The 26,113-nt window shown below is 30.5% G+C and carries 23 protein-coding genes; 7 read left to right on the forward strand and 16 right to left on the reverse strand.

Features of this window, described 5'->3' with window-relative positions; all coding sequences use genetic code 11:
• Positions 1-13 precede the first annotated feature (13 nt).
• From ACVC3Y_RS04890 to ACVC3Y_RS04905, 4 genes are all read right to left on the reverse strand, one after another.
• Positions 14-2,206: a peptidase domain-containing ABC transporter gene (locus tag ACVC3Y_RS04890; protein ID WP_452226276.1), complete on the reverse strand. Its 2,193-nt coding sequence runs from the start codon at positions 2,204-2,206 to the stop codon at positions 14-16.
• Between the two features lie 143 nt (positions 2,207-2,349).
• The gene (locus ACVC3Y_RS04895) at positions 2,350-3,966 is read right to left on the reverse strand and encodes a vitamin K epoxide reductase family protein (protein WP_452226277.1); all 1,617 of its coding nucleotides are present in this window, start codon (positions 3,964-3,966) and stop codon (positions 2,350-2,352) included.
• Between the two features lie 41 nt (positions 3,967-4,007).
• Positions 4,008-6,647 carry a CHAT domain-containing protein gene (locus ACVC3Y_RS04900; RefSeq protein WP_452226278.1) on the reverse strand — a complete coding sequence of 880 codons (2,640 nt, stop codon included), beginning with the start codon at positions 6,645-6,647 and terminating at the stop codon, positions 4,008-4,010.
• A gap of 42 nt (positions 6,648-6,689) precedes the next feature.
• Positions 6,690-7,073, reverse strand: a complete 384-nt coding sequence (locus tag ACVC3Y_RS04905; RefSeq protein WP_452226279.1) for a hypothetical protein — start codon at positions 7,071-7,073, stop codon at positions 6,690-6,692.
• 183 nt (positions 7,074-7,256) lie between these two features.
• On the opposite strand from ACVC3Y_RS04905, the gene ACVC3Y_RS04910 reads away from it, so the two are divergent.
• From ACVC3Y_RS04910 to ACVC3Y_RS04920, 3 genes are read left to right on the forward strand one after another with little or no spacing between them, the layout of a single operon-like run.
• Positions 7,257-7,820 (forward strand): RNA polymerase sigma factor, encoded by a 564-nt coding sequence (locus tag ACVC3Y_RS04910; RefSeq protein ID WP_452226280.1) that lies wholly within the window; start codon positions 7,257-7,259, stop codon positions 7,818-7,820.
• Positions 7,817-8,617, forward strand: a complete 801-nt coding sequence (locus ACVC3Y_RS04915; protein WP_452226281.1) for a tetratricopeptide repeat protein — start codon at positions 7,817-7,819, stop codon at positions 8,615-8,617. Before ACVC3Y_RS04910 ends, ACVC3Y_RS04915 begins: the two co-directional genes overlap by 4 nt.
• Positions 8,618-9,421, forward strand: a complete 804-nt coding sequence (locus ACVC3Y_RS04920) for a DNA/RNA non-specific endonuclease (protein ID WP_452226282.1) — start codon at positions 8,618-8,620, stop codon at positions 9,419-9,421. It abuts the gene before it with no gap.
• Between the two features lie 27 nt (positions 9,422-9,448).
• On the opposite strand, the gene ACVC3Y_RS04925 is transcribed toward ACVC3Y_RS04920, so the two are convergent.
• The 4 genes from ACVC3Y_RS04925 to gcvP form a co-directional block, all read right to left on the reverse strand.
• A complete protein-coding gene (locus ACVC3Y_RS04925) occupies positions 9,449-10,297 on the reverse strand; it encodes a glycosyltransferase (protein ID WP_452226283.1) in 849 nt (282 codons plus the stop codon).
• A gap of 81 nt (positions 10,298-10,378) precedes the next feature.
• Positions 10,379-10,900 carry a methyltransferase gene (locus ACVC3Y_RS04930; RefSeq protein ID WP_452226284.1) on the reverse strand — a complete coding sequence of 174 codons (522 nt, stop codon included), beginning with the start codon at positions 10,898-10,900 and terminating at the stop codon, positions 10,379-10,381.
• Positions 10,901-11,393: 493 nt separating this feature from the next.
• On the reverse strand, positions 11,394-12,452 hold the full coding sequence (locus ACVC3Y_RS04935) for a 3-oxoacyl-ACP synthase III family protein (RefSeq protein WP_452226285.1): 1,059 nt from the start codon (positions 12,450-12,452) through the stop codon (positions 11,394-11,396).
• A 104-nt stretch (positions 12,453-12,556) separates the two neighbouring features.
• Positions 12,557-15,400, reverse strand: coding sequence for an aminomethyl-transferring glycine dehydrogenase (gene gcvP / locus ACVC3Y_RS04940; RefSeq protein WP_303425401.1), 2,844 nt, complete (start codon positions 15,398-15,400; stop codon positions 12,557-12,559).
• Positions 15,401-15,519: 119 nt separating this feature from the next.
• On the opposite strand from gcvP, the gene ACVC3Y_RS04945 reads away from it, so the two are divergent.
• Positions 15,520-16,359, forward strand: a complete 840-nt coding sequence (locus tag ACVC3Y_RS04945) for a hypothetical protein (protein ID WP_452226286.1) — start codon at positions 15,520-15,522, stop codon at positions 16,357-16,359.
• Here ACVC3Y_RS04945 and ACVC3Y_RS04950 read toward each other — a convergent pair.
• From ACVC3Y_RS04950 to ACVC3Y_RS04985, 8 genes are all read right to left on the reverse strand, one after another.
• Positions 16,327-16,590 carry a glycine dehydrogenase gene (locus ACVC3Y_RS04950; protein WP_452226287.1) on the reverse strand — a complete coding sequence of 88 codons (264 nt, stop codon included), beginning with the start codon at positions 16,588-16,590 and terminating at the stop codon, positions 16,327-16,329. The genes ACVC3Y_RS04945 and ACVC3Y_RS04950 overlap by 33 nt on opposite strands.
• A 1-nt stretch (position 16,591) precedes the next feature.
• Positions 16,592-17,146 carry a sigma-70 family RNA polymerase sigma factor gene (locus ACVC3Y_RS04955; RefSeq protein WP_303425406.1) on the reverse strand — a complete coding sequence of 185 codons (555 nt, stop codon included), beginning with the start codon at positions 17,144-17,146 and terminating at the stop codon, positions 16,592-16,594.
• Positions 17,147-17,192: 46 nt separating this feature from the next.
• On the reverse strand, positions 17,193-18,095 hold the full coding sequence (locus ACVC3Y_RS04960) for a TIGR01777 family oxidoreductase (protein ID WP_452226288.1): 903 nt from the start codon (positions 18,093-18,095) through the stop codon (positions 17,193-17,195).
• A 3-nt stretch (positions 18,096-18,098) separates the two neighbouring features.
• Entirely contained in the window at positions 18,099-18,530 is a 432-nt protein-coding gene (locus ACVC3Y_RS04965) for a hypothetical protein (RefSeq protein WP_452226289.1), read from the reverse strand.
• 3 nt (positions 18,531-18,533) lie between these two features.
• On the reverse strand, positions 18,534-18,959 hold the full coding sequence (locus tag ACVC3Y_RS04970) for a hypothetical protein (protein ID WP_452226290.1): 426 nt from the start codon (positions 18,957-18,959) through the stop codon (positions 18,534-18,536).
• Between the two features lie 7 nt (positions 18,960-18,966).
• Positions 18,967-21,006 carry a M3 family metallopeptidase gene (locus ACVC3Y_RS04975; RefSeq protein ID WP_452226291.1) on the reverse strand — a complete coding sequence of 680 codons (2,040 nt, stop codon included), beginning with the start codon at positions 21,004-21,006 and terminating at the stop codon, positions 18,967-18,969.
• A 349-nt stretch (positions 21,007-21,355) separates the two neighbouring features.
• Positions 21,356-21,835 carry a 5-(carboxyamino)imidazole ribonucleotide mutase gene (gene purE, locus ACVC3Y_RS04980; protein ID WP_303425629.1) on the reverse strand — a complete coding sequence of 160 codons (480 nt, stop codon included), beginning with the start codon at positions 21,833-21,835 and terminating at the stop codon, positions 21,356-21,358.
• Positions 21,836-21,878: 43 nt separating this feature from the next.
• Positions 21,879-23,033, reverse strand: coding sequence for a 5-(carboxyamino)imidazole ribonucleotide synthase (locus tag ACVC3Y_RS04985; RefSeq protein WP_452226292.1), 1,155 nt, complete (start codon positions 23,031-23,033; stop codon positions 21,879-21,881).
• A 166-nt stretch (positions 23,034-23,199) separates the two neighbouring features.
• Here ACVC3Y_RS04985 and ACVC3Y_RS04990 point away from each other — a divergent pair, with 166 nt between their 5' ends.
• From ACVC3Y_RS04990 to ACVC3Y_RS05000, 3 genes are all read left to right on the forward strand, one after another.
• Complete coding sequence (locus tag ACVC3Y_RS04990) at positions 23,200-24,309, forward strand: adenylate kinase (RefSeq protein ID WP_303425424.1); 1,110 nt, start codon at positions 23,200-23,202, stop codon at positions 24,307-24,309.
• A gap of 73 nt (positions 24,310-24,382) precedes the next feature.
• Positions 24,383-25,381 carry a GTPase ObgE gene (gene obgE, locus ACVC3Y_RS04995; protein WP_303425426.1) on the forward strand — a complete coding sequence of 333 codons (999 nt, stop codon included), beginning with the start codon at positions 24,383-24,385 and terminating at the stop codon, positions 25,379-25,381.
• A gap of 8 nt (positions 25,382-25,389) precedes the next feature.
• Positions 25,390-26,100 (forward strand): ion transporter, encoded by a 711-nt coding sequence (locus ACVC3Y_RS05000; RefSeq protein WP_303425428.1) that lies wholly within the window; start codon positions 25,390-25,392, stop codon positions 26,098-26,100.
• The last annotated feature ends 13 nt before the right edge of the window (positions 26,101-26,113 follow it).

Consider the following 26,113-nt stretch of genomic DNA (forward strand, 5'->3'; position numbering starts at 1 on the left):
GCTCAACCTGACATTAGTTACCGAGTTCTAATTGGTTTTTAACCAGATTATAATAATTTCCTTTTTTAGCTACTAATGCTGCATGGTTTCCTATTTCAACAATTTTTCCGTTATCTAATACTACTATTTGGTGTGCGTTTTTAACGGTACTTAATCTATGCGCAATTACAACAACAGTTTTGTCTTCAAAAAAAGTATCTAAATTTTCCATAATTACTTTTTCGTTATTAGCATCTAAAGCGCTTGTTGCTTCATCAAAAAATAAATAATCTGGGTTTTTATAAACTGCTCTTGCTATAAATAAGCGTTGTTTTTGCCCAGTACTTAGTCCAGAGCCTTCTGCACCAATTTTAGTGTTGTAGGATAATGGTAATGATTCTACAAAGTCTTTGATATTTGCAACTTTAACAGCGTGTGCTAATCTTTTTTTATCTACAGTATCTTCTCCTATTGCTATGTTATTTGCTATAGTATCATTAAAAATGTAACCTTCTTGCATAACAACACCATAATGGTCTCGCCATGATTTTTGAGAGATCTTTTGTAGAGAAAATTGATTTAATAATATGTCGCCTTCGTTTGGTGTGTAGTAACCTAATAATAGCTTCATTAATGTGGTTTTTCCACTTCCACTAGTACCAACTATTGCTGTAGTTTTGTTTGCTGGAATATGTAGATTTAAATCTTTTAATACTTCTATGTCTGATCCTGTATAAGAAAATGTGACATCTTTTATAGCAATTTCGCCACTTTTTGGAATGTCTTTAATTTTTTGTTGTGGATCAATTTCTTCATTATCCATATTATGGATTTCACTTAAACGATCTAATGAGATTTTAGCATCTTGTAATTCTCTTACAAAATTAATGAGCTGTTGTACTGGACTGTTTAATTGCCCAACGATATAAGAAATTGCCAACATCATCCCTAAAGTTATATCTCCATCTATGACTAGTTTTGCAGACAAAATAGTGATAAAAATATTTTTTAATTCGTTGATAAAAGAAGAACCAACACTTTGGGTTTGCTCTAATGCTAAACTTTTTATCGATACTTTAAATAGTCTTGCTTGTGTGTGTTCCCATGCCCAGCGTTTTTGTTTTTCGGCATTATGCAGTTTAATATCTTGCATGCCGTTTATAAGCTCGATAACCGTACTTTGTTCCTGACTCATTGCCGAGAAGCTTTTGTAATCTAGAGTTGCACGTTTTTTTAGGAATATTTTAATCCATAGAAAATACAGAAAACTTCCGATAACGAAAATGGTAAATATTTGCAAACTATAATAGCACAGTACAAAACTGAACACTATAAAGTTTACCATAGAAAAAAGTACATTTAACGATGAGGTAGTTAGTATTTGTTCAATACGCTTATGGTCGTTAATACGTTGTAATAAATCCCCTGTCATTTTTACATCGAAATAGGAGATAGGAAGTAGCATTAATTTGATAAAGAAATCGGAGATTAAGGAGATGTTTATTCTGGTGCTTACATGTAATAAAATCCAACTTCTAACAATCTCTATTCCGGTTCTACCAATAAACAAAGCAACTTGAGCAAATAGAATAAGGTAGATAAAGTTGAGGTCTCTGTTTTCTATACCAACATCTACTATGCTTTGCGTTAAAAACGGTGCCACTAATTGTAATAAACTTGCAGCTAATAAACCGATACATAGCTGAATAATAAAACTTTTGTACTTGTATAGGTATTTGGATAGGTAGGTGAAATTGAATTTTTGTTCTTCGTCTTCTTCAAAATCACTTGTATAAAATTTTGGCGTAGGGTCTAATAGTAAAGCAATACCTTCTTGTGTCGTTTCTGTAGCATTGTTGCCAATCCAAAATTTTAAAAATTCTTCTTTTGTGTAGGTTATTAATCCATGTGCAGGGTCGGAAATATAATAGGTGTCTTTTTTTATTTTATAAAGCACCACATAATGATCCTTGTTCCAATGTAGAATACAAGGTAGTGGTGCTTTTTGTAATTCCTCTAAAGTTAACTTCACTCCCAAACTTCTAAAACCAACCGTTTCGGCAGCATCACTTAAATTAAGTAAACTGCTACCTTCTCTGGTAGTTTCGCTAATATTTCTAAGCTGATTTACAGATAGTGTTTTACCATAATGCTTCGCTATGATTTTTAAGCATGTTGGTCCACAGTCTTTCGATTCTGCTTGTTTGTATGTTGGGAATTTTTTCAATTATTAATTTTCGCTTTTATATTTTAAAATTTTAATAAATTATATTTGTTATGAACATTAAATACATTTAATATTTGTGTCTATTCTTCGCGAGAGAATATTGTTCAAAAAGCAAACCACTTTTAATTAAGGGGTTTGCTATTTTATATTGTTTCTTGTAATTGTGATGTATTTGCGTTTAAATAACAATCATCGTTTAATTCTTCAATAAAAAATGCTAAATCACTTCTGTTATAAGCTTGCGGAAATGATTTTCCGTTTACTAATATTTCTGGAGTAAAATTGATGCTGTTTGCAATACACCATTCATTTTCATTTTTTAAAGTAGTTATGTATGCTTCGCTATTTGTACAAGTTTTCCATTTTGCAAACCAATGTTTTGTATTATTGTTATTATAAATGTCATGCATAGCTTGAAGGCAATTTATTTCGCCTTCTACTTGATAAATCTCTAAAAGCCTTGTTGTTATTTTTACTATTTCGTCATTTGGATTGTTTGTATTTACATTAAAACGTACTGTAATAGAAATCTCTTCATGATGTGTTTTAAGGATGTCTTCTATTAATGTATGTACAGATTTGCAATGACCACAAAACGGATTGGTTATTACTGTTATATTTAAAGCTGCGTTTTTGTTTCCAAAAACAATTTCTGAAGTATCAGGAATAGATGTGTTAATGGTTTCAGATTTTTCTAGTAAAGTATTAAACAACACAAAGTTTCGTTTAAATTTTGTAGACTCTATTTTTAAAGTAATTAATTCTTGTTCTTTCTTCATTTTAGAACTATTGAATAGCCAAATAGTAACTACTGAAACAAATACTAATGCGATTAGTAAGGCATTGTAAAACGGAAAAGTGAAATTTGTTGGTGTAGTAAAAACCACTATTACTGCTTGCGCAAAAAGCACAGAAGCAATACCTAAACAAAGTGTACACCACGTTTTTGTAATTACTATTTGGTAATATAAAGAATAGAGTATCGCTGGAATTGCCAAAATACTTATACTAAATATAAAACTGCTTGTTGCAAACGATAAACTATTTGCTAACCAAAGCAAATTTATTGAAGCAAAATAAATTAGGCTTATATCTCCAAGTTTTAAAAAGCTAAATAATGTTGCTCCTTTAGAGTTTAAAACAGCATCACAATTTGTCGCGCTATTATCTTGAGAACAAATACTATCTATAAGTTTCGATTTTATACCTAAATCATGTTGAACTATTAATGCACTGATACCAAAACCTACTAATGAAAGTACAAAGTGTATAGATGCTATTATATTTGGTTTAGAAATGAAAAATAAAAAAGCAAATAGTATTAATGCAACTCCTGCTAAGAACTTAATTGGTGCATTTTTGTTTTTAGAAATTACTTGTATGTTTTCATCTTTTTCTACAGCAACAATAACTCCTGTAAATTGCTTTAAAAATTCTTTTTGAGTAAGTGTTTCTTTCTTTATACTATCAAAAATAAGTTTGTATTGTAAGGCGTTTTTTATAATTAAAGCAAAATGTTCTCCTTCATTGTTTTTAATTTGTGCTATAAAACTGTTTGGTAATTGCGTTAAAGTTTCTTCATTAACAGGAATTTGTATTGCTCCGTTTTCAATATTAAAATGATTTAAGACTCCAGTTATAGCATGTAAACTTGGATACGAAGGATGACTTTGTATTTGGAAATCTAATTCGTTTCCATCAATTTTAATTTTGTTTTTTTGAAGAAGTGCTTGTGCTAAAAAGGATAAAGTGTCTTTCAAGATAATTAAGAATTTGTTGTTTTCTTAATTGTTCCAGAATTCTAAGATTTGTTACCCACGATTTTTAATTTTTTAAAAATAAAAAATAAAATCATTATAAGAATTGCACATAAAAACGTGAAATACAGTGAGTTATTGTTTAATTTTATTGCGTCATCATCACCAATTAAAATTAAGGAAGACCAATAATAAGGAGAAGATTCACTTAAAGTATACGTATTTAAGTAATCTAATTTTGCCTGCCTTAAAGCTTGACTTTTTGCACTTCCTTTTTTTAGGTATTTGTAAAATGAAGTTGTAATTTCTTGTGTAGATTTATCATTAACATTCCATAATGAGGAAATTACACTGTTTGCTCCAGAGTGAAAGAAACCTCTTGCTAGACTAAAAACACCTTCACCAGGATTAATCTTTCCTAAAGAGCTATTACAGGCACTTAAAAAAACTAAATCTGCTTGATTTTTTGATGTGTTAAGTTCGTTTAAGTAGAGCTTTTCATTTTTAAAGGCAATCCAAGGTGAAATAGAGTCGTTAGCATTTGCATGTGTTGCTAAATGTAATATTTTATAATCATTTATTTTTTTAAAGAAATTTTCTTTGCTTGCGTTTTCATCTGTAAAATTATCTCCACTTAATATGTTTTTAATTTTTTTAATTTCCGCTTTACTTCCAGGTAACTCTTCTAGTTTTTCATAGTTAAAACTATTAGGAGCAAAGCCTAAAAATTCATTCTCAGGCTGTCTATTAATTTTTTTGTTTTCTTCTAAAAAAGACATGGAATATGCATAGCTTACTTCATGATCTTTTAATAAATAATTGCCAGAATTGTTTTTTAAAGTTTCAAAAGGAAGATTTTGAAGCGTATAATCTGGAATAATAATAAATTTATTTATCCCATTTATGAGTTTTTCTTCCTGAAAAGGAAATAGCAGATTGTATAAATTATTTGAAATAGAATTAAAATTATTTAATTCTATTTGCGTTCTTAACGGTTTCGATATTAATGACAAATAATTATCAAGCTTAATAAGCGTGTTATTTATAGAATCTAATTTAAATATTCTAGATTCACTTTTTGTTACTGCAAGTAAAAAACCTTCCTTATTATTAATTATATATTCTAGAATAATAGATTGTGAATCAAGTTTGTTTTTTACATGTTTTAAGCTAATAATAGATGTGGTTTTTTTATAGTCATAGTATTTTGGATATTTCTTTTTTAATGATTCTATAAACCTTTGATATTCTATTTTTACTGAATAATAATCTTTTTCTAACGAGTTTTTTTTGGAGTTTATAGTAGTTAATTTGTTTTCAAGCTTGTTAATTTTTTTCTTTAATTGAAGCTCTTGTTCTAAAATATTCTCTGGAAGATTAACATGATTTTTTATTTCATTTTCATTAATATTTTCTAATAAAAGAAGTGCTTTGTTTTTTTCTATGAAATAAAAAGCTCTTTCTGTGTCGTTGAGTATGTTAGAGGTTTTTACACCTAGCATATATAATTCTGAAGCTTCTTTTTGCCAAAATAGTTTAGATTTTGTTTCAATGCTATTTGACTTTAATTCGTTAAAAATTATATCTGCTAATATTAAATTTTTTAATGCTAATGAAGCGTTATTAATTTTGTTGTTTTGTTTATAAATGTTTAAAAAGCTTAAAGCTTTTTCTTTAAGTAGAATAATTGTTAAAAACTTGTCTGTAGATTTTAGAGCTTCTTCAAAACTAGGAATTGTTATATACGAGTTATCATTTGGTGAAAGCCTTAAGTTTATTTGTAATGCTTTTTGAATAGTTCTAGAAGCTTTTTCATATTCATTATTACTCGTGTAATAAGCTGCTAAATTGGCATATAATTTTGGTGTTACACTTTCGTCTAAATTATACGAAAGCCCTTTTTGTAAAAAATAATATGCACTATCATTTTTTACTGTGTTGTAGACTTTACCTAGATTATTATATATAGCAACAATAACAGAAGTATCTTTATTCTTTATACTTTCATTTAAACAATAAAAATAATATTTTTTACTCTCATTAAAATTAAATGTTAGTTCATTACTATAATGATTAGCAAAACTATTATCTAAAGAGTAAAGATGTTTGCCTTTAAAGGGATGTATCTGGTACAATGAATCACTTTTTCTTAATAAGTCTAAATTGCTTTTTAAACTTTCTATTGTTTCAATATTGTAATAAACATGAGAGAAATTAATATAATTTTTAATAAGACTCTTCATGCTCAATGAGTCTGGTACTGCTAATCCTTTTTTGTAATAATTAATAGCTTGAAAGTAATCACCTAACTTGTTATAAGTTCTACCAATTTCATTGAAACTATAATATGTTCTTTTTGTAACTGGAAAACTATCTATTACAATCTTGTGGGTATTAATAGACTTGTAGTATTCTTCATTTTTGTAATAAAATAAAGCTAAATTGTAAATAGCTTTTTTATATTTCTTTTCATCAAGAACATTTTCACCTACTTCTATTTCTTTAAGTGCATAGTAAATTGCTTTTTTATAATCTCTTTTATTATAGCTTTTAACAGATAGTTTATGAGCAAAATCTGCCAAACTATCTAGTTTGTTGCTTTGTAAATAGTAAGCAAAAAGACTATCTGTTTCTTGTTCTTTTTTGTCTAAATTTATTTGTGCATAAAAAGATAATTTAAACAAGAAACAGATAATTAAAAAAAAAATTTTTTTTTCAAGCATTTACTATATAGGACAATTACTTGTTTGAATTACTCTGTTAACCTCAGGTTCTTCCTCAATTTGAGCTGTTAAAGGATCTGCGCAAAATTGGCAATTAGGATCATTAGCTGTCCACCAAATTTCTACGTTTTGATTATTAGGGCATGATTCAATAAATTGAGTATCTAGATCACCTGCATAACTATTAATAATAACTTGTTTCTCTGCTTGTGTAGTACCTGGTTTATATTCTACTCTTATGGTATAAAGAGTATTTGCTTTATTTCGATTACTAGCTCCAAAATCATCATTCTCTAAATTTAATGATTTATTAGCATTTGTTTTTACTTCTTCAGAGTTGCTGTTTTCATCTACAGAACAGCCAATAAAGATTAATATTGTTAGCATGAAAGCTAATTTTAAAAATTTTGTCATCATAATATATAAGTTTTTATTACCAGTTCTTAAATATATATATTTGTTACCCAAAGTTTAAATTTTATTTTAGTTTTTAGATTGAATGAGTGTTAATTCGTTTAATTAAAGCGAAATGATTTTTGCTGCTTTTACAAAAACGAACTAATATAATTAATGAAAGACTCTAACTACTTTATTAAAGGTATAAAGGAAAAAAAGAAGAAAGTAATACTAGAAATATACCAAAATGTTTTCCCTAATGTAAAACGTTTTGTATTGCAAAATAGAGGACAACAAACAGATGCAGAAGATGTTTTTCAAAAAGCATTGCTGCAAATTATTACTCGAGTAGAAGTGAAATCTTTTGAAATTAAATCCTCTTTTGAAGCTTATTTATTCGTAGCATGCAAGAATTTATGGCGTCGCGAATTAAATAAAAACAAAAGAATGGTAACAAATGGAGAGGTAAAGGAACTAGGGAGTAACGAGCGTGATTTAGCAAGTGGTATTTTAGAACAAGAACGTTGGGAGTTTTTTCAAGAAAAATTAGAAGAGATTTCAGAAAATTGTAAACAAATTTTAAAACGGTTTTTTAATGAAATACCTTATGAAAGTATTGCCAAAGAGTTGGGTTACAATGATGAAAACGTTGTAAGACAGCGAGTTTTTAAGTGCAAAAGCAAATTGGCAGAAATAATTAAAACAGATGTTCGTTTTAAACAACTAAAAGAATTATGAGTCTATCTGAAAACCTACTAAAACAAGCAGAAAATTATCTAGAGAATACAATGTCTTTAGATGAAAAAAAAGCATTTGAATTACATGTCTCTAATAATCAAGAGCTTGCGGATTATGTTGCTGTAAATAAAGAAATGCGTGTGCAGTTTAATGAAAATACTTGGTCTTTTGTTGATGAAGATTCTGAAGTTGTAGCGCTTGAAAATTACTTAAAAAGTGATGAGGCTAATGAGGTAAAAGAAACCTTAAAAAAGGTGAATGATGATTTTGTAAAAGAAAAGCATTCTAATAAAAAAAGCTATTTTTCATATTTTGCTATAGCAGCTTCAGTATTGATTTTAGTAGGTTTTTTTATGTTTAACAATACACCAACTAATCAAGAAATATATGCAGAGTATAATGATTGGAGTAATCTTCCTTCATTAACCTCTCGAGGAGATTCGGATAATGCATTATTAGTTGATGGAGAGAAAGCATTCTTAAATAAAGATTACACTGAAGCAGTAAATTATTTTAACACGTTTTTAGAAACTTCAAAATATAACGCAAATGCATTATTATATTTTGGTGTTTCTAATATGGAAATAGGTAGTCATGATAAAGCTCTTGATGCTTTTAATCAATTAATTACTAGTAAAAGTTTAGATAGATCTAAAGGATATTGGTACAAAGCACTAACCTATTTAAAAATGAATAATAAAGAAGCAGCTGTTAAAACATTGAGCATCTTAGTTAAAGATACTTCTAACTATAATTATGCAGAAGCTCTAGAGCTTTTAAATAAGTTGAAAGACTAAATGAATAAAAAAATATACTCTATAATCGCGATTGTTATTCTTGTATTAATTTATGGTTATGATGCCTATTTTGATAAACAAGTTGAAGTAGGAATAATAGACCAAGGTGCAACTGTAAAAACAAGTACCAACGAATATTTTTTACCAACAAGTACTACAGGACAAATTGTACATCATGAAGGGTATAGTTTAAGTTATAGCGAAACGCATGAGCAAGCAGAATGGGTTGCTTACGAGTTAAAGAAATCGCATTTAAGTACTGCTAATTTTAAACGTCCTTATTTTGAAATAGACAAAGCCGTGAAAACCAAAGCAGCACATTGGCGTAATTATAAAAAATCTGGTTACGATCGCGGGCATCTTTGTCCTGCAGGAGATAGGAAATATAGTAAATCTGCACATGACGAGACCTTTTTAACGAGTAATATTTCTCCACAAGAACATGCTTTTAATGCAGGAATTTGGAATAGATTAGAACAGAAAACACGTTATTGGGCAAGTAAATATGATGGCGTTTTTGTGGTGTCTGGCGGGGTTTTGAAAGGAAACATGAAAACCATAGGTGAAGAAAAAGTTGCTGTGCCAAACCAGTTTTATAAAGTATTAATAGATAATAATTCTGGTAAAACAAAAGTGATAGCTTTTTTAATGCCTCATAAAGATTCAAACGAACCGTTATATAAGTTTGTAACTTCGGTAGATACCATTGAAAGTCTAACAGGTATCGATTTTTTTAGCGAATTGGAAGATGCTAAAGAAAACAAATTAGAAGCGTCTAGCGATTATAAAGGTTGGAGTTTTTGATACTTCAACCATTATCCAATTAGAAGTTTATTTTAGGCTATTTAACATTCCTTTCCATCGAAGATTTCTAATAAAAGTACCTTGATCTTCTGTAACTAAATATTCTATATTATTCTTTTTTGCTTTAAAATAACCAAACATATAGTCTTTAAGTAGAGCTGTGCTTCGTTTTTTATACGCCATTTTTAATGCAGAAATGAGTGTAATTATAAACCCGTAACGCATTTTGTACATTGCTTCACCTTGCATGTATTTTGATGCTTTATTGTAGCTTATTCCAGTTGGTTTTAAATGTTTTACGAATAGGGTTTTATCCGTTGCAGTTTTCCAACCATAAAAACTTGCAAGAAGTGTGTCTACGGTATCCCATCCAATAGAATGTTTGAGCCCTTTAATATCCATAAAACATTGTTTTTTATATGCTTTAAATGGCCCTCTTACATGTGTTTTTTTTGCTATATTTTCATAAACCCAAGAATTATTTACTTTTATATATGCTAATCCTCCAGCTATTCCAATTTTTGAATCGCTTAAAAACAGGTTGTTAATTTTTTCTAGATAATTATTTGGTAAGATAATGTCTGCATCAAATTTACAGATTACATCATAATTTTTATCTACAGTTTCATAACCTTTGTAAAAAGCATTTATAACCTTACTTCCTGGTAAATGTTTCTCTGAACTTTTAATGTTTACTAATGAAATCCAATTATAATTTGTTGTATAATGCGAAGCAATTTTTTCTGTATTATCTGTAGAATTATCGTTTACAATTACAACTTGTTTTGGTTTAAGCGTTTGGTTTACCAAAGAGTTTAAAGTTTTTTCAATAAACTTTTCTTCGTTATGTGCAGGAATGATAATGGAGATATTCATAAAAACAAATAACAATATTTAAATGCCAAATTCCAAAACCAATCGATGAAGTTTTTGAGATTTATTTTTAGTTTTTTTACTTTATACACGTTCTGCATAAACGATGTAATATCTTGGAGTGAACCAACGAAAAATGGGTCTGATTCCAATTTTTTTTGTTGGATTAGTCCATTTTTGTCTGTCTATGATTTTCCATCCGGTTTTTTCTAAAAGCCAATCTAATTGCCAATCTTCAAACTCATGGTAATGCCTGTCCCATTTATCTGTTTTACTTCTGTAGGCCGAAGAAAACCACAAACGTAATGGTACGCTAATAACCAATTTATCTGCATGTATGCTTTGTAAAACAGTAAAAGGGGAGAGTAGGTGTTCGAAAATCTCGAAAGCAGTGACTACTGTTGCATTTGATTTTTTTATGGTTGAAGTATCTAAATCTAAATCTTCACCTTTTGTGTTTTCCACAAAAAAATGGCTATCCTTCATTCTTTGGGTAAACGGATTTTCTACACCTAAATCTAAAATAGTTTCAGTTTTAGAGATGTGTTTTTCTAAAAATTGTAAAGTGAGTCTATATCTTTTATGTGGAAATTTACCTTCGTACATTTTAATTTCTGAACCAGTTTTAACAAAAGTAATGACATTTATTTTAGTAAGAGTAGATTATTTTTTTTTATTTCATGTAAATCTTTTAGTCAAGATTTCTCGAAGGGTCTATACCTTTTTATTCCATTTTAATGGAGTTATTAATAATTCTAGTATTAATTACTAATGATGGAAATAATTTTTAAGCTATGTTTTGAGGGAATTGATTTGAAACCTCAAATTTTGCAACTCAATTTGATGGAGTAAGCGATTATTTCAATTCCATAAATATTTCAGAATTTAAACCTAATTTGCCAGTATCATTTTCATTTTGGATTAAATATGAAGGTGAAGATTTGAAAAGTACTTAACTTCTTTTTAGGAATACAAAAATACATTTTATAAAAATTATCAAATGTCTTCTGGTAATTATGCAGTCAAATATGAAGGTGTTTTATATAGATTTGTGCGTCTTGAACAGGAAGATTTTAAGTAAAAAATTTAGCTGTTAATTTTAATGTTTATAAACTATTGCATTAATATTCATCCCTGCGCCAACGCTAGCAAATATGACAAGATCCCCCTTATTAATTTCTTGGTTTTCGAGTTTTTTATTTAAAATTAAATCGTATAAAGTTGGTACTGTTGCTACACTGGAGTTGCCAAGTGTATTGATGCTCATTGGCATGATGCCTTCTGGCATTTCCATATTATGAAGCTTATAAAAACGATTTACAATGGCTTCATCCATTTTTTCATTAGCTTGGTGAATCAATATTTTTTTTACATCATTTATTGTGTATCCGCTTTTTTCTAAACAAGATTTTAATGCTAAAGGAACATTTGTTAAAGCAAATTCATAAATCTTTCTGCCATACATTTTAATATATCTACGTTTACTAGATATTTCTGAATTATTGGTTTCTCCAAAATATATAAAATGAGCTTCGTCTAAAGCGAAAGTTGCAGATTCATGACTTATAATACCTCCTTCTTCCGAAGATTCTTCGACAATAACAGCTCCTGCGCCATCACTATAAATCATAGAATCTCTATCGTGTTTGTCTATAACTCTAGATAGCGTTTCTGTACCGATAACCAAACAGCGTTTTGCTAAACCAGATTTAATAAAAGCATTTGCTTGAATAACGCCTTCAATCCATCCAGGACAACCAAATAACAGATCGTAGCCCACACATCTTGGGTTTTTAATTTGTAATAAGTGTTTTACACGAGATGCAATACTTGGCACAGTATCACTTTGCTCTGAATTGTATTTTACATCTCCATAATTGTGAGCAACAATAATATAGTCTATTGTTTCTTTATCAATATTTGCGTCATTAATGGCCTTTTCTGCTGCATAAAAAGCAATATCTGAATTTAATAATTCTGGTTTTATATAACGTCTTTCTTGAATTCCTGTAATGGCTTTGAATTTTTTTACAATAACCTCATTGGTACTGTTAATTGAGGAGCCATCAGCATTTAAGAACTCGTGATTATAAAAATCTTCATTCTTTTCAATGCCTTTTGGAATGTAACTTCCAGTTCCAGTTATTTTAATATTCATGTAAATTATATTGCCTTTAGTTAGTTACTTTGCTAATATAAGCAGTAAAAACTAAAGGCAATTTTTATTAAATGATTTTTTACGATGTTCAGTTGTGTTAATATTTACATATATTCTTCAATAGGAGCACATGTACATATTAAATTTCTGTCACCGTAAGCATCATCAACTCGTCTTACACTTGGCCAGAATTTATTGTCATGTACATATTCTAAAGGATATGCAGCTGCTTCTCTTGTGTATGGAAAATGCCAGTCGTTTGCAGTTACCATAGCCAAAGTATGTGGTGCGTTTTTTAGCACATTATTGGCATCTTCTTTATTTGCATTATCAATTTCTTTTCGAATTGATATCATGGCATCACAAAAACGATCTATCTCTTGCTTGCTTTCACTTTCGGTAGGTTCAATCATTAATGTTCCAGCCACAGGAAAGGAAACTGTTGGCGCATGAAAACCATAATCCATTAAACGTTTTGCAATGTCTGTAACTTCAATGCCATTTGCTTTAAATGCACGACAATCTACAATCATTTCGTGTGCTGCACGACCACGTTCCCCAGAATATAAAGTATCAAATTGACCTTCTAATCTCGTTTTAATGTAGTTTGCATTTAATATTGCAATCTTGGTAGATTGTGTTAAGCCTTTTGCGCCTAACATTTTTATGTAACCATAAGAAATTAAACAAGCTAAAGCTGAACCAAAAGGAGCGGAAGAGATAGCAGTAATTGCATCTTTTCCTCCTGTTTTTACTATTGGATTTCCTGGTAAAAAAGGAGCCAATTGTTTTGCAACGCAAATAGGTCCAACACCAGGACCTCCACCACCATGGGGAATTGCAAAGGTTTTATGTAAGTTTAAATGACAAACATCTGCACCAATATTTCCAGGATTAGTTAATCCTACTTGTGCATTCATATTTGCTCCATCCATATATACTTGTCCTCCATTATCATGAATAATTTTGGTGATTTCTTTTATGGAAGCTTCATATACACCATGTGTAGAAGGATAGGTTACCATTAAACAGGATAAATTATCTTTGTGTAAGATTGCTTTTTCGCGTAAGTCTTCTACATCTATATTTCCTTCGTCTGTAGATTTAGTAACAACTACTTTCATTCCTGCCATTACTGCACTTGCAGGATTTGTACCATGTGCAGAACTTGGAATTAAACAAATGTTTCTATGATGATCCTTACGAGATTCATGGTATGCTTTAATAACCATCAAGCCTGCAAATTCACCTTGAGCACCAGAGTTGGGTTGTAAGGAAGTAGCAGCAAAACCAGTGATTTCTGTTAGTTGATCTTCTAACTCTTTTAAAACCTGCGCATATCCTCTAGCTTGTTTTAGTGGCGCAAAAGGGTGAATGTTTCCCCATTTAAACCAGCTTAAAGGTAGCATTTCTGCTGCTGCATTTAATTTCATGGTACAAGAACCAAGTGAAATCATGGAGTGATTTAGCGATAAATCTTTACGTTCTAGTTTTTTAATATAACGCATTAACTCGGTTTCCGAATGGTGCGAATTAAAAACATCTAGTGTTAAAAAATCTGTTGTTCTTTGAAGTTGTTGGTCGATATTATTAGCTTCCGAAAACGAAGAAATAGTAAACGCTTTTTTATCTGCTACTTTAGCAAAAATGGAAAGGATATAATTTATATCTCTAATCGAAGTGGTTTCATTTAAAGCAATAATAACCGTTTCTTCGTCAGGATAGTAGAAGTTTACTTTCTTGTCTTTTGCTATTTTTTTTACTTTTTTAGCTTTGGTTTTAATCTGTAAGGTATCAAAAAAGGAAGTATTGGTTTGATTGAATCCTAATTTTTCAAGTGATTTTGCTAAAACTGAAGCTGCATTATGTACTTGGTTTGCTATAAATTGTAATCCTTTAGGACCATGATAAACGGCATACATTCCAGCCATAACAGCTAGTAATACTTGTGCTGTGCAAATATTAGATGTTGCTCTATCACGTTTTATATGTTGCTCTCTAGTTTGTAAAGCCATTCGTAAGGCTCTATTTCCATCAGAGTCTTTAGTAACACCAATAATACGACCAGGAATATCACGTTTATACACTTCTTTCGTAGCAAAATATGCAGCATGTGGTCCTCCATATCCCATTGGAATGCCAAAACGTTGCGTAGTACCAACCACTACATCTGCACCAAATTTACCAGGAGCCTCTAGTTTTACTAAGCTTAAAATATCTGCTGCAACTGCAACTTTTATTCGTGCTTCGTTTGCTTTAGCTATAAACGATTTGATGTCTGTGACTTGTCCGTTTTTTCCTGGGTATTGAAGAATAGTTCCAAAAAAATCTGAAGAAAAGTCGAAAGTGTTTTCATCTCCAATAACTAATTCTACTCCAATAGGGTTCGCTCTGGTTTGTAAAAGAGAAAGTGTTTGCGGTAAAATGTTTTCAGAAACAAAAAACTTATTTATACCAGCTTTTTTTTGGTCACGTTCTCTAACAGCAAATAGTAGACTCATGGCTTCTGCAGCTGCTGTACTTTCATCTAAAAGCGAGGCATTTGCAAGTTCCATTCCTGTTAGGTCTGTAACCATAGTTTGGTAGTTTAAAAGTGCTTCTAAACGACCTTGTGCTATTTCTGCTTGGTATGGAGTATAAGCTGTGTACCAACCTGGGTTTTCTAAAATGTTACGTTGTATTACTGCAGGTAAAATGGTTGGGTGGTATCCTAAGCCTATGTATGTTTTGTAAACTTTATTTTTTTTGGCAACCTCATTTAGGTACACTAAATATTCTTGCTCACTCATGGCTTCTTCAAGATCTAAATCTTTTTTTAACCTAATATCATCTGGGATAGTTTCGTAGATAAGTTGGTCTAAACTATCTACGCCTATAGTTTTTAGCATTTGTTCTTGGTCTGTTTCTCTAGGACCAATATGGCGAAGTGCAAAAGCGTTTGTATTCATCTTTAAAAAGTTGTGTTTTGTGGCGCAAAAATACGGAATTATTAAAGTTTTTTTGTTTTGAAATATGAAAGTTTTTAACCAAATGAAACTGTTATTAACAGTTTGCTTATTTTTGTTTTATGCGAATAATAAAGCAATTTTTTGATTTTTATATAAATGCTAGTATTCATGTAGCTTTAAGTGTTTTTTCTTTAACTTGGATTACACTTTTAGAGTTTGGGATTTCTTACAATGAAACCGTTTTATTTTTTAATTTTTTTGCAACGATTACTGGTTACAATTTTGTGAAGTATTTTGGCTTAGCAAAGTTTCATCATAGAGGATTGGCTTATAAGTTGAAAGTAATTCAGATTTTTTCATTTCTCTGTTTTATAGCATTATGTTATTATGCATTTATGTTAGAGGTTAAAACGTGGTTGTATATTTTGTTGCTTGGGGGAATTACTTTTTTTTATGCTATCCCTTTTTTACCAAGAAATGTGTTTGTAGATAGTAATCAGAATTTACGAGAAATAAGCGGGTTAAAGATTTATGTAATTGGTTTGGTTTGGTCTGCAGTAACTGTATTGTTGCCTGTTATAAATAATGAAATGAATATTTCAACCGATGTGATTTTAACTGTTTTACAGCGTTTTGTTTTTGTATTGGCACTTATGATCCCTTTTGAGATAAGAGATTTACAATATGATAGTTTAAAATTATCTACAATACCACAAAGAATAGGAGTAGGTAAAACAAAAATGATAGGATTTGTTTTATTAACGTTTTTTTTCTTTTTAGAATTTTTTAAAGATCAAACTAGTACTGAAAATGTTTTTGTTTTATTAACGATAACCCTAATAACCTTAGGTTTTGTGTTGTTTTCTATAAAAAATCAAACCAAGTATTATAGTTCTTTTTTTGTGGAAGGATTGCCAATTTTATGGCTAATTTTGTTGCTCTTTTATAGCTTTATTTAAATTTTCTTTTAAAGCTTTCTTTTCTTCTCTATGCATACATTCTACATTTGCATCGTGCATTTTTTTTGTAAGCTTTTGGTTATTACTTGAATATTTTCTGCAAGCCTTACAAAAGATTAAGTGTATGTTAAGCTTGATTTTTTCTAAAAAAGTAGCCTCTTTGTATTGTGATTTATCACAAACATGATTTGCTTTTTCACAAGCTTTATTTATTTTTATTTGTGTATTCATATTAAAACCAGTTTTTCTCCATGCAAGAAGCCATTGCTGTTCTTGCTCTATGAATGATAACCCATAGGTTAGACGCTGTAATTTTTAATTCATTACAAATAGTTTCTGTGTCTATTCCTTCAATGGTTTTCATTTTAAAAATAGTTGCTTGCTTTTCAGGGAGTTTGCCTAAGCAACTGTATATAGCTTCTCCAAGTTCTTCATTTTCTATAGTATCTTCTGCTGTTTTATCGAAAGGATCTGCAACGCGTTCTTCTAACCAATCTCCTTCAGTTTCAGAATCGCTATTGTAGCTCATTCGTACTTCTGCTTTCCCTTTATTAGAATTGATTTTACGATAATAATCAATAATTTTTCTTTTTAAAATTGAAATTAACCAAGTACGTTCACTTGCTTCTCCTTTAAAGTTTTTCATCGATTTTAAACCAGCAAAAAAAGTGTCTTGAACCAAATCTTTAGCCAAATCTCTATCATTAACACGAGAAATGGTGTAGTTGAATAGATAATCGGAATAGGAATCAATCCATTTGTTTGGATCTATTTGATGGTTTGGCATATTTTTTCAGCTAATTTTTATCAAAAGTAAGCAAAAGTATTTATATCTAATCGATTAAATTTTTTACAGCGGAAGTAATTGTTGAAAACTGAAAGATAAACCCACTTTCTAATAGCTTTTTAGGAATCACATTTCTGCTATTAAGAATAAGTTCTGGTTCTGTTTGCATAAACAGAGCTCCAATTTGTAGCATAAATTTTGGACTAGGAATACCAATAGTAACGTGCATTGCTTTTCTAAAATCTTGCATCATGGTTGCGTTGTCTGTTGGTTTTGGTACACAAAGGTTAAAAGGTCCAACAGCTTCTTTGTTTTGTATTAAAAAATCTACAGCTCTAGCAAAATCGGTTTCATGAATCCAGCTAACCATTTGTTTTCCGTTGCCTTGTTTGCCTCCTAAACCAAATTGAGTAAGTTTTTTTAATGGAACAAAAGCGCCATCAGAATTACCAAAAACAATAGAAGTTCGTAGTATAATTTTTCTTGTTTTAGGATTTACGGTTTTGTAAAATGCTTTTTCCCAAACGGTTGCTACCTCTGCTTCAAAATCGTTACCAAATGTTGTGCTATCTTCTGTTCGTTCTTCTGTAAAAGCTTCTTTATAAATGGAAGTGGTTGAAGAGTTCATCCAGAGTTTTGGTGGGTTTTGACATGTGTCAATTGCTTGACCTAAAAGTTCTGTAGCTATTATTCTAGATTCTTTAATGGCTTTTTTATTAGCGTCTGTAAATTTGCAATTAATAGTTTTTCCTGTAAGATTGATAAGTACATCTAGGTTTTCTAAGTGAGAAATCCAAGAGTTTTCTATGGTCTTTGCGTTCCAAAGAATTTCATTTTCTCGTTTAGGGTTTCTACTTAATATTTTAACAGTATGCCCTTTTTTAGAAAAAAAATCTTCTAAAGTTTGACCAATAAACCCTGTTCCTCCAGCTATTAGTATTGTTTTCATTTTTTAGTGGTTTGTTAGATTTACAATTAATAAAAGGGAATAAACTATAGCAAAAAATACAAATAATGCATTCATGAAGAAACTACCTATTTTAAAAATTTTTTTCTGAGGGATATCATACATAGGATAATATGCAATTTGTGTAATCACTTTTCCAACCCAATAAGCAGCTATTAAACCGGTTATTGCAATTGCTAGATTTGTATGGTTTTTTAAATCGGAAGGCATTAAAATGGCTATCAGCCCAAAGGAAAAATTTAATCCTTGAATATATCTACCATAGGTTTTTGCAATTTCTTGATTTAATGGTTTTAGTTGTTTCACATCGTTATACCAATCAAAAACTTTATGTCTTATATAGGGGTAAATTAGTGCAGTGAAAATTTGACCAATTCCACCAAGAATAATAATCCAATTTGGTATTTCTAGCTTCATCTTTTAATTTCTATCTATACTAACATTTACATTAATATCTTCTTTTTCTATATTCTCATCAAACTTTAAAATGAAGCGTTCTACTTTATCTGGATTTAATTTGCAGTTTTCTATAACTTTATTAGATAGCAATCTTCTTACTAGCATTTTACGTGTAAAAATAATAGACTTAGAAGTAAGAGAAAGTTTTTGGTCTAAGAAAGTTATTTTCATATAATTTTCACCACGTTTGGTGTCCAAATATTTCATGAAAATTATTTCTTCACCATTGGTATCGTAAAAAGAGATGTTTATTGGGTCTCCATCTGTAGATAAGCATGCAGTGCCATCAACAGAAATGATCCCTTTTTTTATTTTAATTTTTTGCGCTTGCATGATGCTTATGGAAAGCATTAAAAACAATATTGTAAGAGCGTGTTTTAATTTCATTATAAATTTATTTTTTAATTAAACCGGCCCTTTTTAATAAAGCTTCTGGTTTAGGTTCTTGTCCTCTAAAGCGTTTGTAGAGCGTCATCGGGTTTTCGGTTCCGCCTTGACTTAGTACGTTGTCTTTAAATTTAGTTGCTACCGTTTTATTGAATATGCCTTCTTCTTTAAAATATTCGAATGCGTCTGCATCTAAAACTTCGGCCCACTTGTAGCTGTAATATCCTGAAGAATATCCGCCTTGAAAGATATGTGAAAAAGCAGTACTCATACAATTTTTAGCTACATCTGGATATAATTGTGTATCTCCAAATGCTTGTTTTTCATGTGCTTTTACGTTTTCAATTCCCGAGGGATCTACAGCGTGCCAAGACATGTCTAATAATCCAAAACTGATTTGACGCAGTGTTTGCATGCCTTCATGAAAAGTTGCAGATTCTTTTATTTTCTCCACCAAATCCATAGGGATTACTTCTCCTGTTTCATAATGTTTTGCGAAAATTTCAAGAGCTTCTTTTTCGTAACACCAGTTTTCTAAAACTTGGCTAGGTAATTCTACAAAATCCCAAAAAACGTTTGTTCCCGATAAACTAGGGTAGGTAGTGTTTGCTAGCATGCCATGTAAAGCATGGCCAAACTCATGAAAAAGAGTAGTTACTTCATTAAAAGTTAAAAGTGAAGGTTTACTTTTTGTAGGTTTTGTGAAATTACAAACTATAGATACATGTGGTCTATCGTTAATACCATTTTTAATACTTTGCGATTTGTAGCTTGTCATCCAAGCGCCATTTCTTTTTCCTTTTCTTGGGAAGAAATCTGCATAGAAAATAGAAACCAATTCTCCATTTTCATCTTTTACTTTATACGTTAAAACATCTTCATGATATTTGTCAATAGTATCCATTTCTTCAAATTGTAAACCGAATAATTTGTTAGCAATGATAAAAGAACCTTCAATTACATTTTCTAGTTTGAAGTATGGTTTTAATTGTTCATCATCTAAATTGAAAAGCTTTTGTTTTAGTTTTTCAGAATAGTATCCAGAATCCCATTTTTGTAAAGTGTCTATGCCATCTAGATCTTTAGCAAAATTTTCTAGATTGGTATATTCTATTTTGGCCGCAGGTTTCGCTTTATCTAATAACTCGTTTAAAAAGCTTTTTACTTTTTCTGGTGTTTTTGCCATACGTTCTTCTAGAACAAAATGCGCATGTGTTTTATAACCTAAAAGGTTTGCTCTTTTATAGCGAAGCGTTGCAATTTTTAGTACAATATCTTGATTATCTAAAGCATCGTTTTTAAAAGCTTTACTTCCTGCTGCTAAGGATAATTCTTTTCGTAATTCTCTATTGTCAGCATAGGTCATAAAAGGAATGTAGCTAGGGTAGTCTAACGTGATTAGCCATCCTTTTTTTTGTTTAGATTCAGCTAATTGTTTTGCTGCTTCTTTTGCGCCATCTGGTAAACCTGCTAAGTCTTCTTCTTTTGTAATTAATAATTCGAATTTATTTGTTTCGGCTAAAACATTTTCACCAAATTGTAATTTTAATTTACTTAGTTGCTTGTCTATTTCTCTTAGTTCTTGTTTTTTGTCCTTAGGAAGATTAGCGCCATTTCGAGAGAAACTTTTATATTTTTTATCTAAAAGGGTTTCTTGTTCTGTAGTTAATTGTAGTTCTGCTTTATTATCGTAAACCGTTTTTACACGTTGAAACAGTTCTTGGTTAAGCGTAATGTCGTTACCAAATTCGGAAAGCATTGGAGATACCTCTTGTGCTATTTTTTGAATTTCTTCATTTGTTTCTGCAGCATTAAGATTAAAAAATATGCTGGATATTCTATCTAATTGTTCGCCTGAAAAATCTAAAGCTTCAATAGTGTTTTCAAAAGTAGGAGCTTTTGTATTATTAACAATAGTATCTATTTCAGCTTTTGCATTTTCTATTCCTAATTTAAATGCCGGAAGGAAATCGGAAGTAGCTATTTTAGAAAAAGGAGCAGTTTGAAATTCTGTTGTGAATTTATTTGTAAGTATATTCTGTGACATTTTGTAATTTTATGTTAAAAGCAGACTTTAATAATTGTGTATAGTAAATAGTTTATATCTTTGTAAAGATTTTTTCATATAGAGCTGGTTACTCGTTGATAAAATTATTGATTAATAGCTAAAAACCTTGATGTAAATCAAGGTTTTTTTTTGGGTAAAAAACAAAAAAAAACACTTAAACGGATTTATGTGCTTTTAATCGAAAAAAATAAATACACTCCTTTTTTTATTAAGAATAATGTGAAATAGTTGAACATTTGCATAAGTTTTTTCATGTGAGATATCATCTCATGTTTAAGAAATTGATTAATAGCGTTATAACCTCAAGAGCAATCTTGAGGTTATTTAGTTATAGACTTTTCGCTGATTCAATGACTTTAATTTTTAAACCTTCTTTGTAAGCAATTACTTTATCTAGTACGCTTTTATTAGAAGTAGCAATAATTTGTGCAGCAAGTATTCCTGCGTTTTTAGCTCCATTTAAAGCGACAGTTGCCACAGGAACTCCTCCAGGCATTTGAAGAATAGACAAGACAGAGTCCCACCCATCTATAGAATTACTGCTTTTTACAGGAACTCCAATAACGGGAAGAGGAGATAAAGAAGCAATCATTCCTGGTAAATGTGCAGCGCCACCAGCTCCAGCAATAATAACGGCAATGCCATTATTGTGTGCGTTTTTACCATAGTCGAACATTTTTTCTGGTGTTCGGTGTGCAGAAACAATATCCACTTCTACTTCTAAATCAAAGCCCTTTAAAATATCTATGGCTTCTTGCATTACTGGAAGGTCACTTTTACTTCCCATGATTACTCCTACTTTCATAATATGTATTAATGTTTTATATCAAAAATCTTAAATTAAAATGGATTTAATTACTTATCACTTTAATCGTATTCTTCACTTTTTCAGCAACTTTACGTGCTTCATTTATATCTGGATGAACAATAGTAACATGTCCCATTTTACGAAAAGGGCGTGTTTCTTTTTTACCATATATATGAGGTGTTACGCCTTCCATACTCATAATCTCTTCTATGTTTTGGTAAACGACATTACCTGTGTAGCCTTCTGCTCCAACAAGGTTTACCATAATTCCGCCAGCTTTATTTGCTGTACTTCCTAATGGGAGATTTAAAATTGCTCTTATATGTTGTTCAAATTGCGAAGTGTAATTAGCTTCAATAGTTTGATGTCCAGAATTGTGCGGTCTTGGAGCAACTTCGTTGATTAGAATTTTATTGTCTTGTGTTAAAAACATTTCGACTGCTAATACACCAACATGATTAAATGCTTCTGATGTTTTTAAAGCAACTTCTTCTGCCTTTTTTGCAATTTCCGGATCTATTCTAGCCGGACAAATTACATATTCTACTTGGTTTGCTTCAGGATGAAATTCCATTTCTACCACTGGAAAAGTTTTTACTTCACCTTTAGCATTTCTAGAAACTATGATTGCTAATTCGTTTTTAAACGGAATTAATTCTTCTGCAATACATTCTCCTTTTGGTAAATCTTTTAAGTCTTCCAGACTTCTCACCACTTTTACACCATTACCATCATAGCCAAATTGAGCCGCTTTCCATACAAAAGGAAAATGTAATCCTCCATTATCTACTGCGTCTTCAATTTCGGAAATGTAAGCGAAACGAGAAAAAGGAGCTGTTGGTAAATTATGATCTATATAAAACAATTTTTGTTTTGCTTTATTTTGGATAACTCGAAGCGTTTTAGATGCAGGATATACGGTAATTCCTTCTTTTTCTAATTTTTCAAGTGCATCTATATTTACGTTTTCAATTTCAATAGTTAGTACATCTACCTGCTTGCCAAAGCTGTAAACCGTGTCAAAATCCATTAGGCTTCCTAGATGAAATTCATTGCTTCCTATTTTGCAAGGAGCTTCTGTACTACCATCTAAAATACAAGTGTAAATATCTAATTTTCTAGTTTCGGTGAGTAGCATTTTTCCAAGCTGCCCTCCGCCAAGAATACCAAGTTTAAAATTTGAAGAAAAATAATTCATTTTATTGCCACGAAAGTGGTAAACTTTAAGTTATAAAAATCGTACTATTTTACAAAAATACACTTAAAATTAGAATGAGTTTTAAAAACTTCCAGTTTCTAGCTTCAGACTTCAAACTAAAAGAATTATCTTTGCTTAGAATTAATTAAAAACAAGTTAGTCTTACATGATTAAGCTAGACGATTTATATTTTAAACCATTTATTTCCGCAGAAAAAATTGATGCTGCTGTACAAAAAATGGCAGACGATATTGCTGCAGACCTAGGAGACGAAGTGCCCGTATTTGTTGGTATTTTAAATGGCTCTTTTATGTTGGTCAGTGATTTTGTGAAAAAATACCCGAAACCTTGCGAAGTTACTTTTATAAAATTAGCTTCTTATGAAGGTATAAAATCTTCAGACGACATACAAAGACTGATTGGCTTAACGCAAGATTTAACAGGACGTACTGTTGTGATTTTAGAAGATATTATAGATTCTGGAAAAACGCTAGCTGAGGTACATCGCATATTTAAAAATGAAAATGCGAAATCTTTGTTAATAGCTACTTTGTTTTTTAAGCCAGAAGCATATAAAAAAGACTTTAAACTACATTATGTAGGTATTGAAATTCCAGATAAATTTATAGTTGGTTATGGATTAGACTATAATAATTTAGGAAGAGATTTACCTGAAATATATCAATTAAAAACCACACAACACATGACAAACTTAGTGCTATTTGGACCTCCAGGAGCAGGAAAAGGAACGCAAGCTAATTTTTTAAAGGAAAAGTATAATTTAGTACACATCTCTACTGGAGATGTATTTCGTTTTAATATAAAAAATAAAACAGCTTTGGGTATGTTAGCGAAATCTTTTATGGATAAAGGAGAGTTGGTTCCAGACCAAGTGACTATAGACATGTTAGAAGCTGAAGTAGAAAAAAATGCTGACGCTAAAGGTTTTATTTTTGATGGTTTTCCTCGAACTAATGCACAAGCCGAAGCTTTAGATAATTTGATGAAATGTAAAGATTCGCAAATTAATGCAATGGTTGCACTAGAGGTCGATGATGAGGTCTTAGTACAACGTTTATTAGAACGTGGTAAAACTAGTGGAAGAGCAGATGATGCAGACGAGAATATAATTAGAAATAGAATTAAAGAATACTACAATAAAACAGCTATTCTAAAAAATTTCTATACAGCACAAGATAAATATTTTGGTGTGGATGGTGTTGGTAGTATCGAAGATATTACAAAGCGATTAAATAAAGTAATAGATAAACTATAAAACACATTTGTTTTAGTTAATAAGTAAGAGTGAAAACTTTTTAACTTTTAACTTTTTAACTTTTAACGGTATTATGACTGAGGGAAATTTTGTTGACTACGTGAAAATGCATGTTTCTTCTGGAAAAGGAGGACAAGGATCTACGCATTTACATCGTGAGAAATATTTAGAGAAAGGTGGCCCAGATGGAGGCGATGGTGGTCGTGGTGGTCATATCATTCTTAGAGGAAACTCTAATCTTTGGACGCTTTTGCACTTAAAATTTAAAAGGCACATACGCGCTACTCATGGAGGTAACGGAAGTAGTGGAAGAAGTTCTGGGGCAGATGGAGAAGACCAGTATGTAGATGTGCCATTAGGAACGGTAGTTAGAGATACAGAAACCAACGAAGTATTATTTGAAATTACCGAAGAAGGAGAAGAAAGAATTGTAGCCGAGGGAGGAAAAGGTGGCCGTGGTAACTGGCACTTTAAAAGTTCTACCAATCAAACGCCTCGTTATGCACAACCTGGAATTCCGTTAGAAGAAAAAGACATTACATTAGAACTTAAATTACTCGCAGATGTTGGCTTAGTTGGTTTTCCAAATGCAGGAAAATCGACATTGCTTTCTGTAGTTACATCTGCAAAACCTAAAATTGCAGATTATGAATTTACAACGCTTAAACCAAATTTAGGTATTGTAAAACATAGAGAATTTCAAACTTTTGTAATGGCAGATATTCCTGGTATTATTGAAGGAGCTGCAGAAGGAAAAGGGCTCGGTTATTACTTTTTACGTCATATTGAACGTAATTCTATACTTTTGTTTTTAATTCCTGCAGATGCAGAAGATATTAAAAAACAATACGATATCCTTTTAGATGAACTAAGACGTTACAATCCAGAAATGTTAGACAAAGAACGTATGATTGCGATCTCTAAATGTGATATGTTAGACGATGAATTAAAGGCAGAATTAAAAGAAGAATTAGATAATAACTTACCAATTGATTATATGTTTATCTCCTCTGTTGCACAGCAAGGCTTAACAGAGCTTAATGATAAACTCTGGAAAATGTTAAATGACTAAGTAATACCATGAAAGCCTATATTAAAAGTATAGTTGAAATAAATGACAATAAATTAAGCAGGTATTTTGCTTTGTTTATACAAGCGTTAATTTTAGTTTCTATTGTTACTTTTTCTGTTGAAACCATTCCAGATCTTAAACCGCAAACGAGAAAGACTCTTCAGTATATTGAACTGTTTAGTGTACTTATTTTTTCTGTAGAATACTTTTTAAGAATTTATGTTGCCGATAATAAGACTAAATTTATATTTAGCTTTTATGGAATAATAGATCTTCTTGCTATTCTTCCTTTTTACTTGTCTTTTGGTTTAGACTTACGATCCTTAAGAGCTTTACGTTTTTTACGTTTATTTAGAGTGTTAAAATTAGTGCGTTATAATAGGGCAATGAACCACTTTACTAGAGCAATAAAATCTGCAAAAGAAGAAATATTACTCTTTATTCTTATAACACTTATTTTAATATATTTTTCTGCAGTAGGGATTTATTACTTTGAAAGCCAGGCGCAACCAGAACATTTTTCTTCTATTTTTGATAGCTTATGGTGGGCAATTATAACCTTAACCACAGTTGGTTATGGAGATGTTTACCCAATTACTGTAGGAGGTAAAGTGTTTACATTTATTATTTTAATGATTGGTTTAGGTATTGTAGCTATTCCAACAGGTATTATTTCCTCAGCTTTAACGAAATCTATAGATAAAAAGGATAAATTTTGATTAATTTTAAGGA

The organism is Lacinutrix cladophorae (assembly GCF_053604645.1).

What these genes read in the sequence shown, in the direction of transcription:
- ACVC3Y_RS04905 (WP_452226279.1), bottom strand. Translation starts at nt 7,073, where the DNA reads ATGCTAACAATATTAATCTTTATTGGCTGTTCTGTAGATGAAAACAGC.
- ACVC3Y_RS04910 (WP_452226280.1), top strand. Translation starts at nt 7,257, where the DNA reads ATGAAAGACTCTAACTACTTTATTAAAGGTATAAAGGAAAAAAAGAAG.
- ACVC3Y_RS04915 (WP_452226281.1), top strand. Translation starts at nt 7,817, where the DNA reads ATGAGTCTATCTGAAAACCTACTAAAACAAGCAGAAAATTATCTAGAG.
- ACVC3Y_RS04920 (WP_452226282.1), top strand. Translation starts at nt 8,618, where the DNA reads ATGAATAAAAAAATATACTCTATAATCGCGATTGTTATTCTTGTATTA.
- ACVC3Y_RS04925 (WP_452226283.1), bottom strand. Translation starts at nt 10,297, where the DNA reads ATGAATATCTCCATTATCATTCCTGCACATAACGAAGAAAAGTTTATT.
- ACVC3Y_RS04930 (WP_452226284.1), bottom strand. Translation starts at nt 10,900, where the DNA reads ATGTACGAAGGTAAATTTCCACATAAAAGATATAGACTCACTTTACAA.
- ACVC3Y_RS04935 (WP_452226285.1), bottom strand. Translation starts at nt 12,452, where the DNA reads ATGAATATTAAAATAACTGGAACTGGAAGTTACATTCCAAAAGGCATT.
- gcvP (WP_303425401.1), bottom strand. Translation starts at nt 15,400, where the DNA reads ATGAATACAAACGCTTTTGCACTTCGCCATATTGGTCCTAGAGAAACA.
- ACVC3Y_RS04945 (WP_452226286.1), top strand. Translation starts at nt 15,520, where the DNA reads ATGCGAATAATAAAGCAATTTTTTGATTTTTATATAAATGCTAGTATT.
- ACVC3Y_RS04950 (WP_452226287.1), bottom strand. Translation starts at nt 16,590, where the DNA reads ATGAATACACAAATAAAAATAAATAAAGCTTGTGAAAAAGCAAATCAT.
- ACVC3Y_RS04955 (WP_303425406.1), bottom strand. Translation starts at nt 17,146, where the DNA reads ATGCCAAACCATCAAATAGATCCAAACAAATGGATTGATTCCTATTCC.
- ACVC3Y_RS04960 (WP_452226288.1), bottom strand. Translation starts at nt 18,095, where the DNA reads ATGAAAACAATACTAATAGCTGGAGGAACAGGGTTTATTGGTCAAACT.
- ACVC3Y_RS04965 (WP_452226289.1), bottom strand. Translation starts at nt 18,530, where the DNA reads ATGAAGCTAGAAATACCAAATTGGATTATTATTCTTGGTGGAATTGGT.
- ACVC3Y_RS04970 (WP_452226290.1), bottom strand. Translation starts at nt 18,959, where the DNA reads ATGAAATTAAAACACGCTCTTACAATATTGTTTTTAATGCTTTCCATA.
- ACVC3Y_RS04975 (WP_452226291.1), bottom strand. Translation starts at nt 21,006, where the DNA reads ATGTCACAGAATATACTTACAAATAAATTCACAACAGAATTTCAAACT.
- ACVC3Y_RS04985 (WP_452226292.1), bottom strand. Translation starts at nt 23,033, where the DNA reads ATGAATTATTTTTCTTCAAATTTTAAACTTGGTATTCTTGGCGGAGGG.
- ACVC3Y_RS04990 (WP_303425424.1), top strand. Translation starts at nt 23,200, where the DNA reads ATGATTAAGCTAGACGATTTATATTTTAAACCATTTATTTCCGCAGAA.
- obgE (WP_303425426.1), top strand. Translation starts at nt 24,383, where the DNA reads ATGACTGAGGGAAATTTTGTTGACTACGTGAAAATGCATGTTTCTTCT.
- ACVC3Y_RS05000 (WP_303425428.1), top strand. Translation starts at nt 25,390, where the DNA reads ATGAAAGCCTATATTAAAAGTATAGTTGAAATAAATGACAATAAATTA.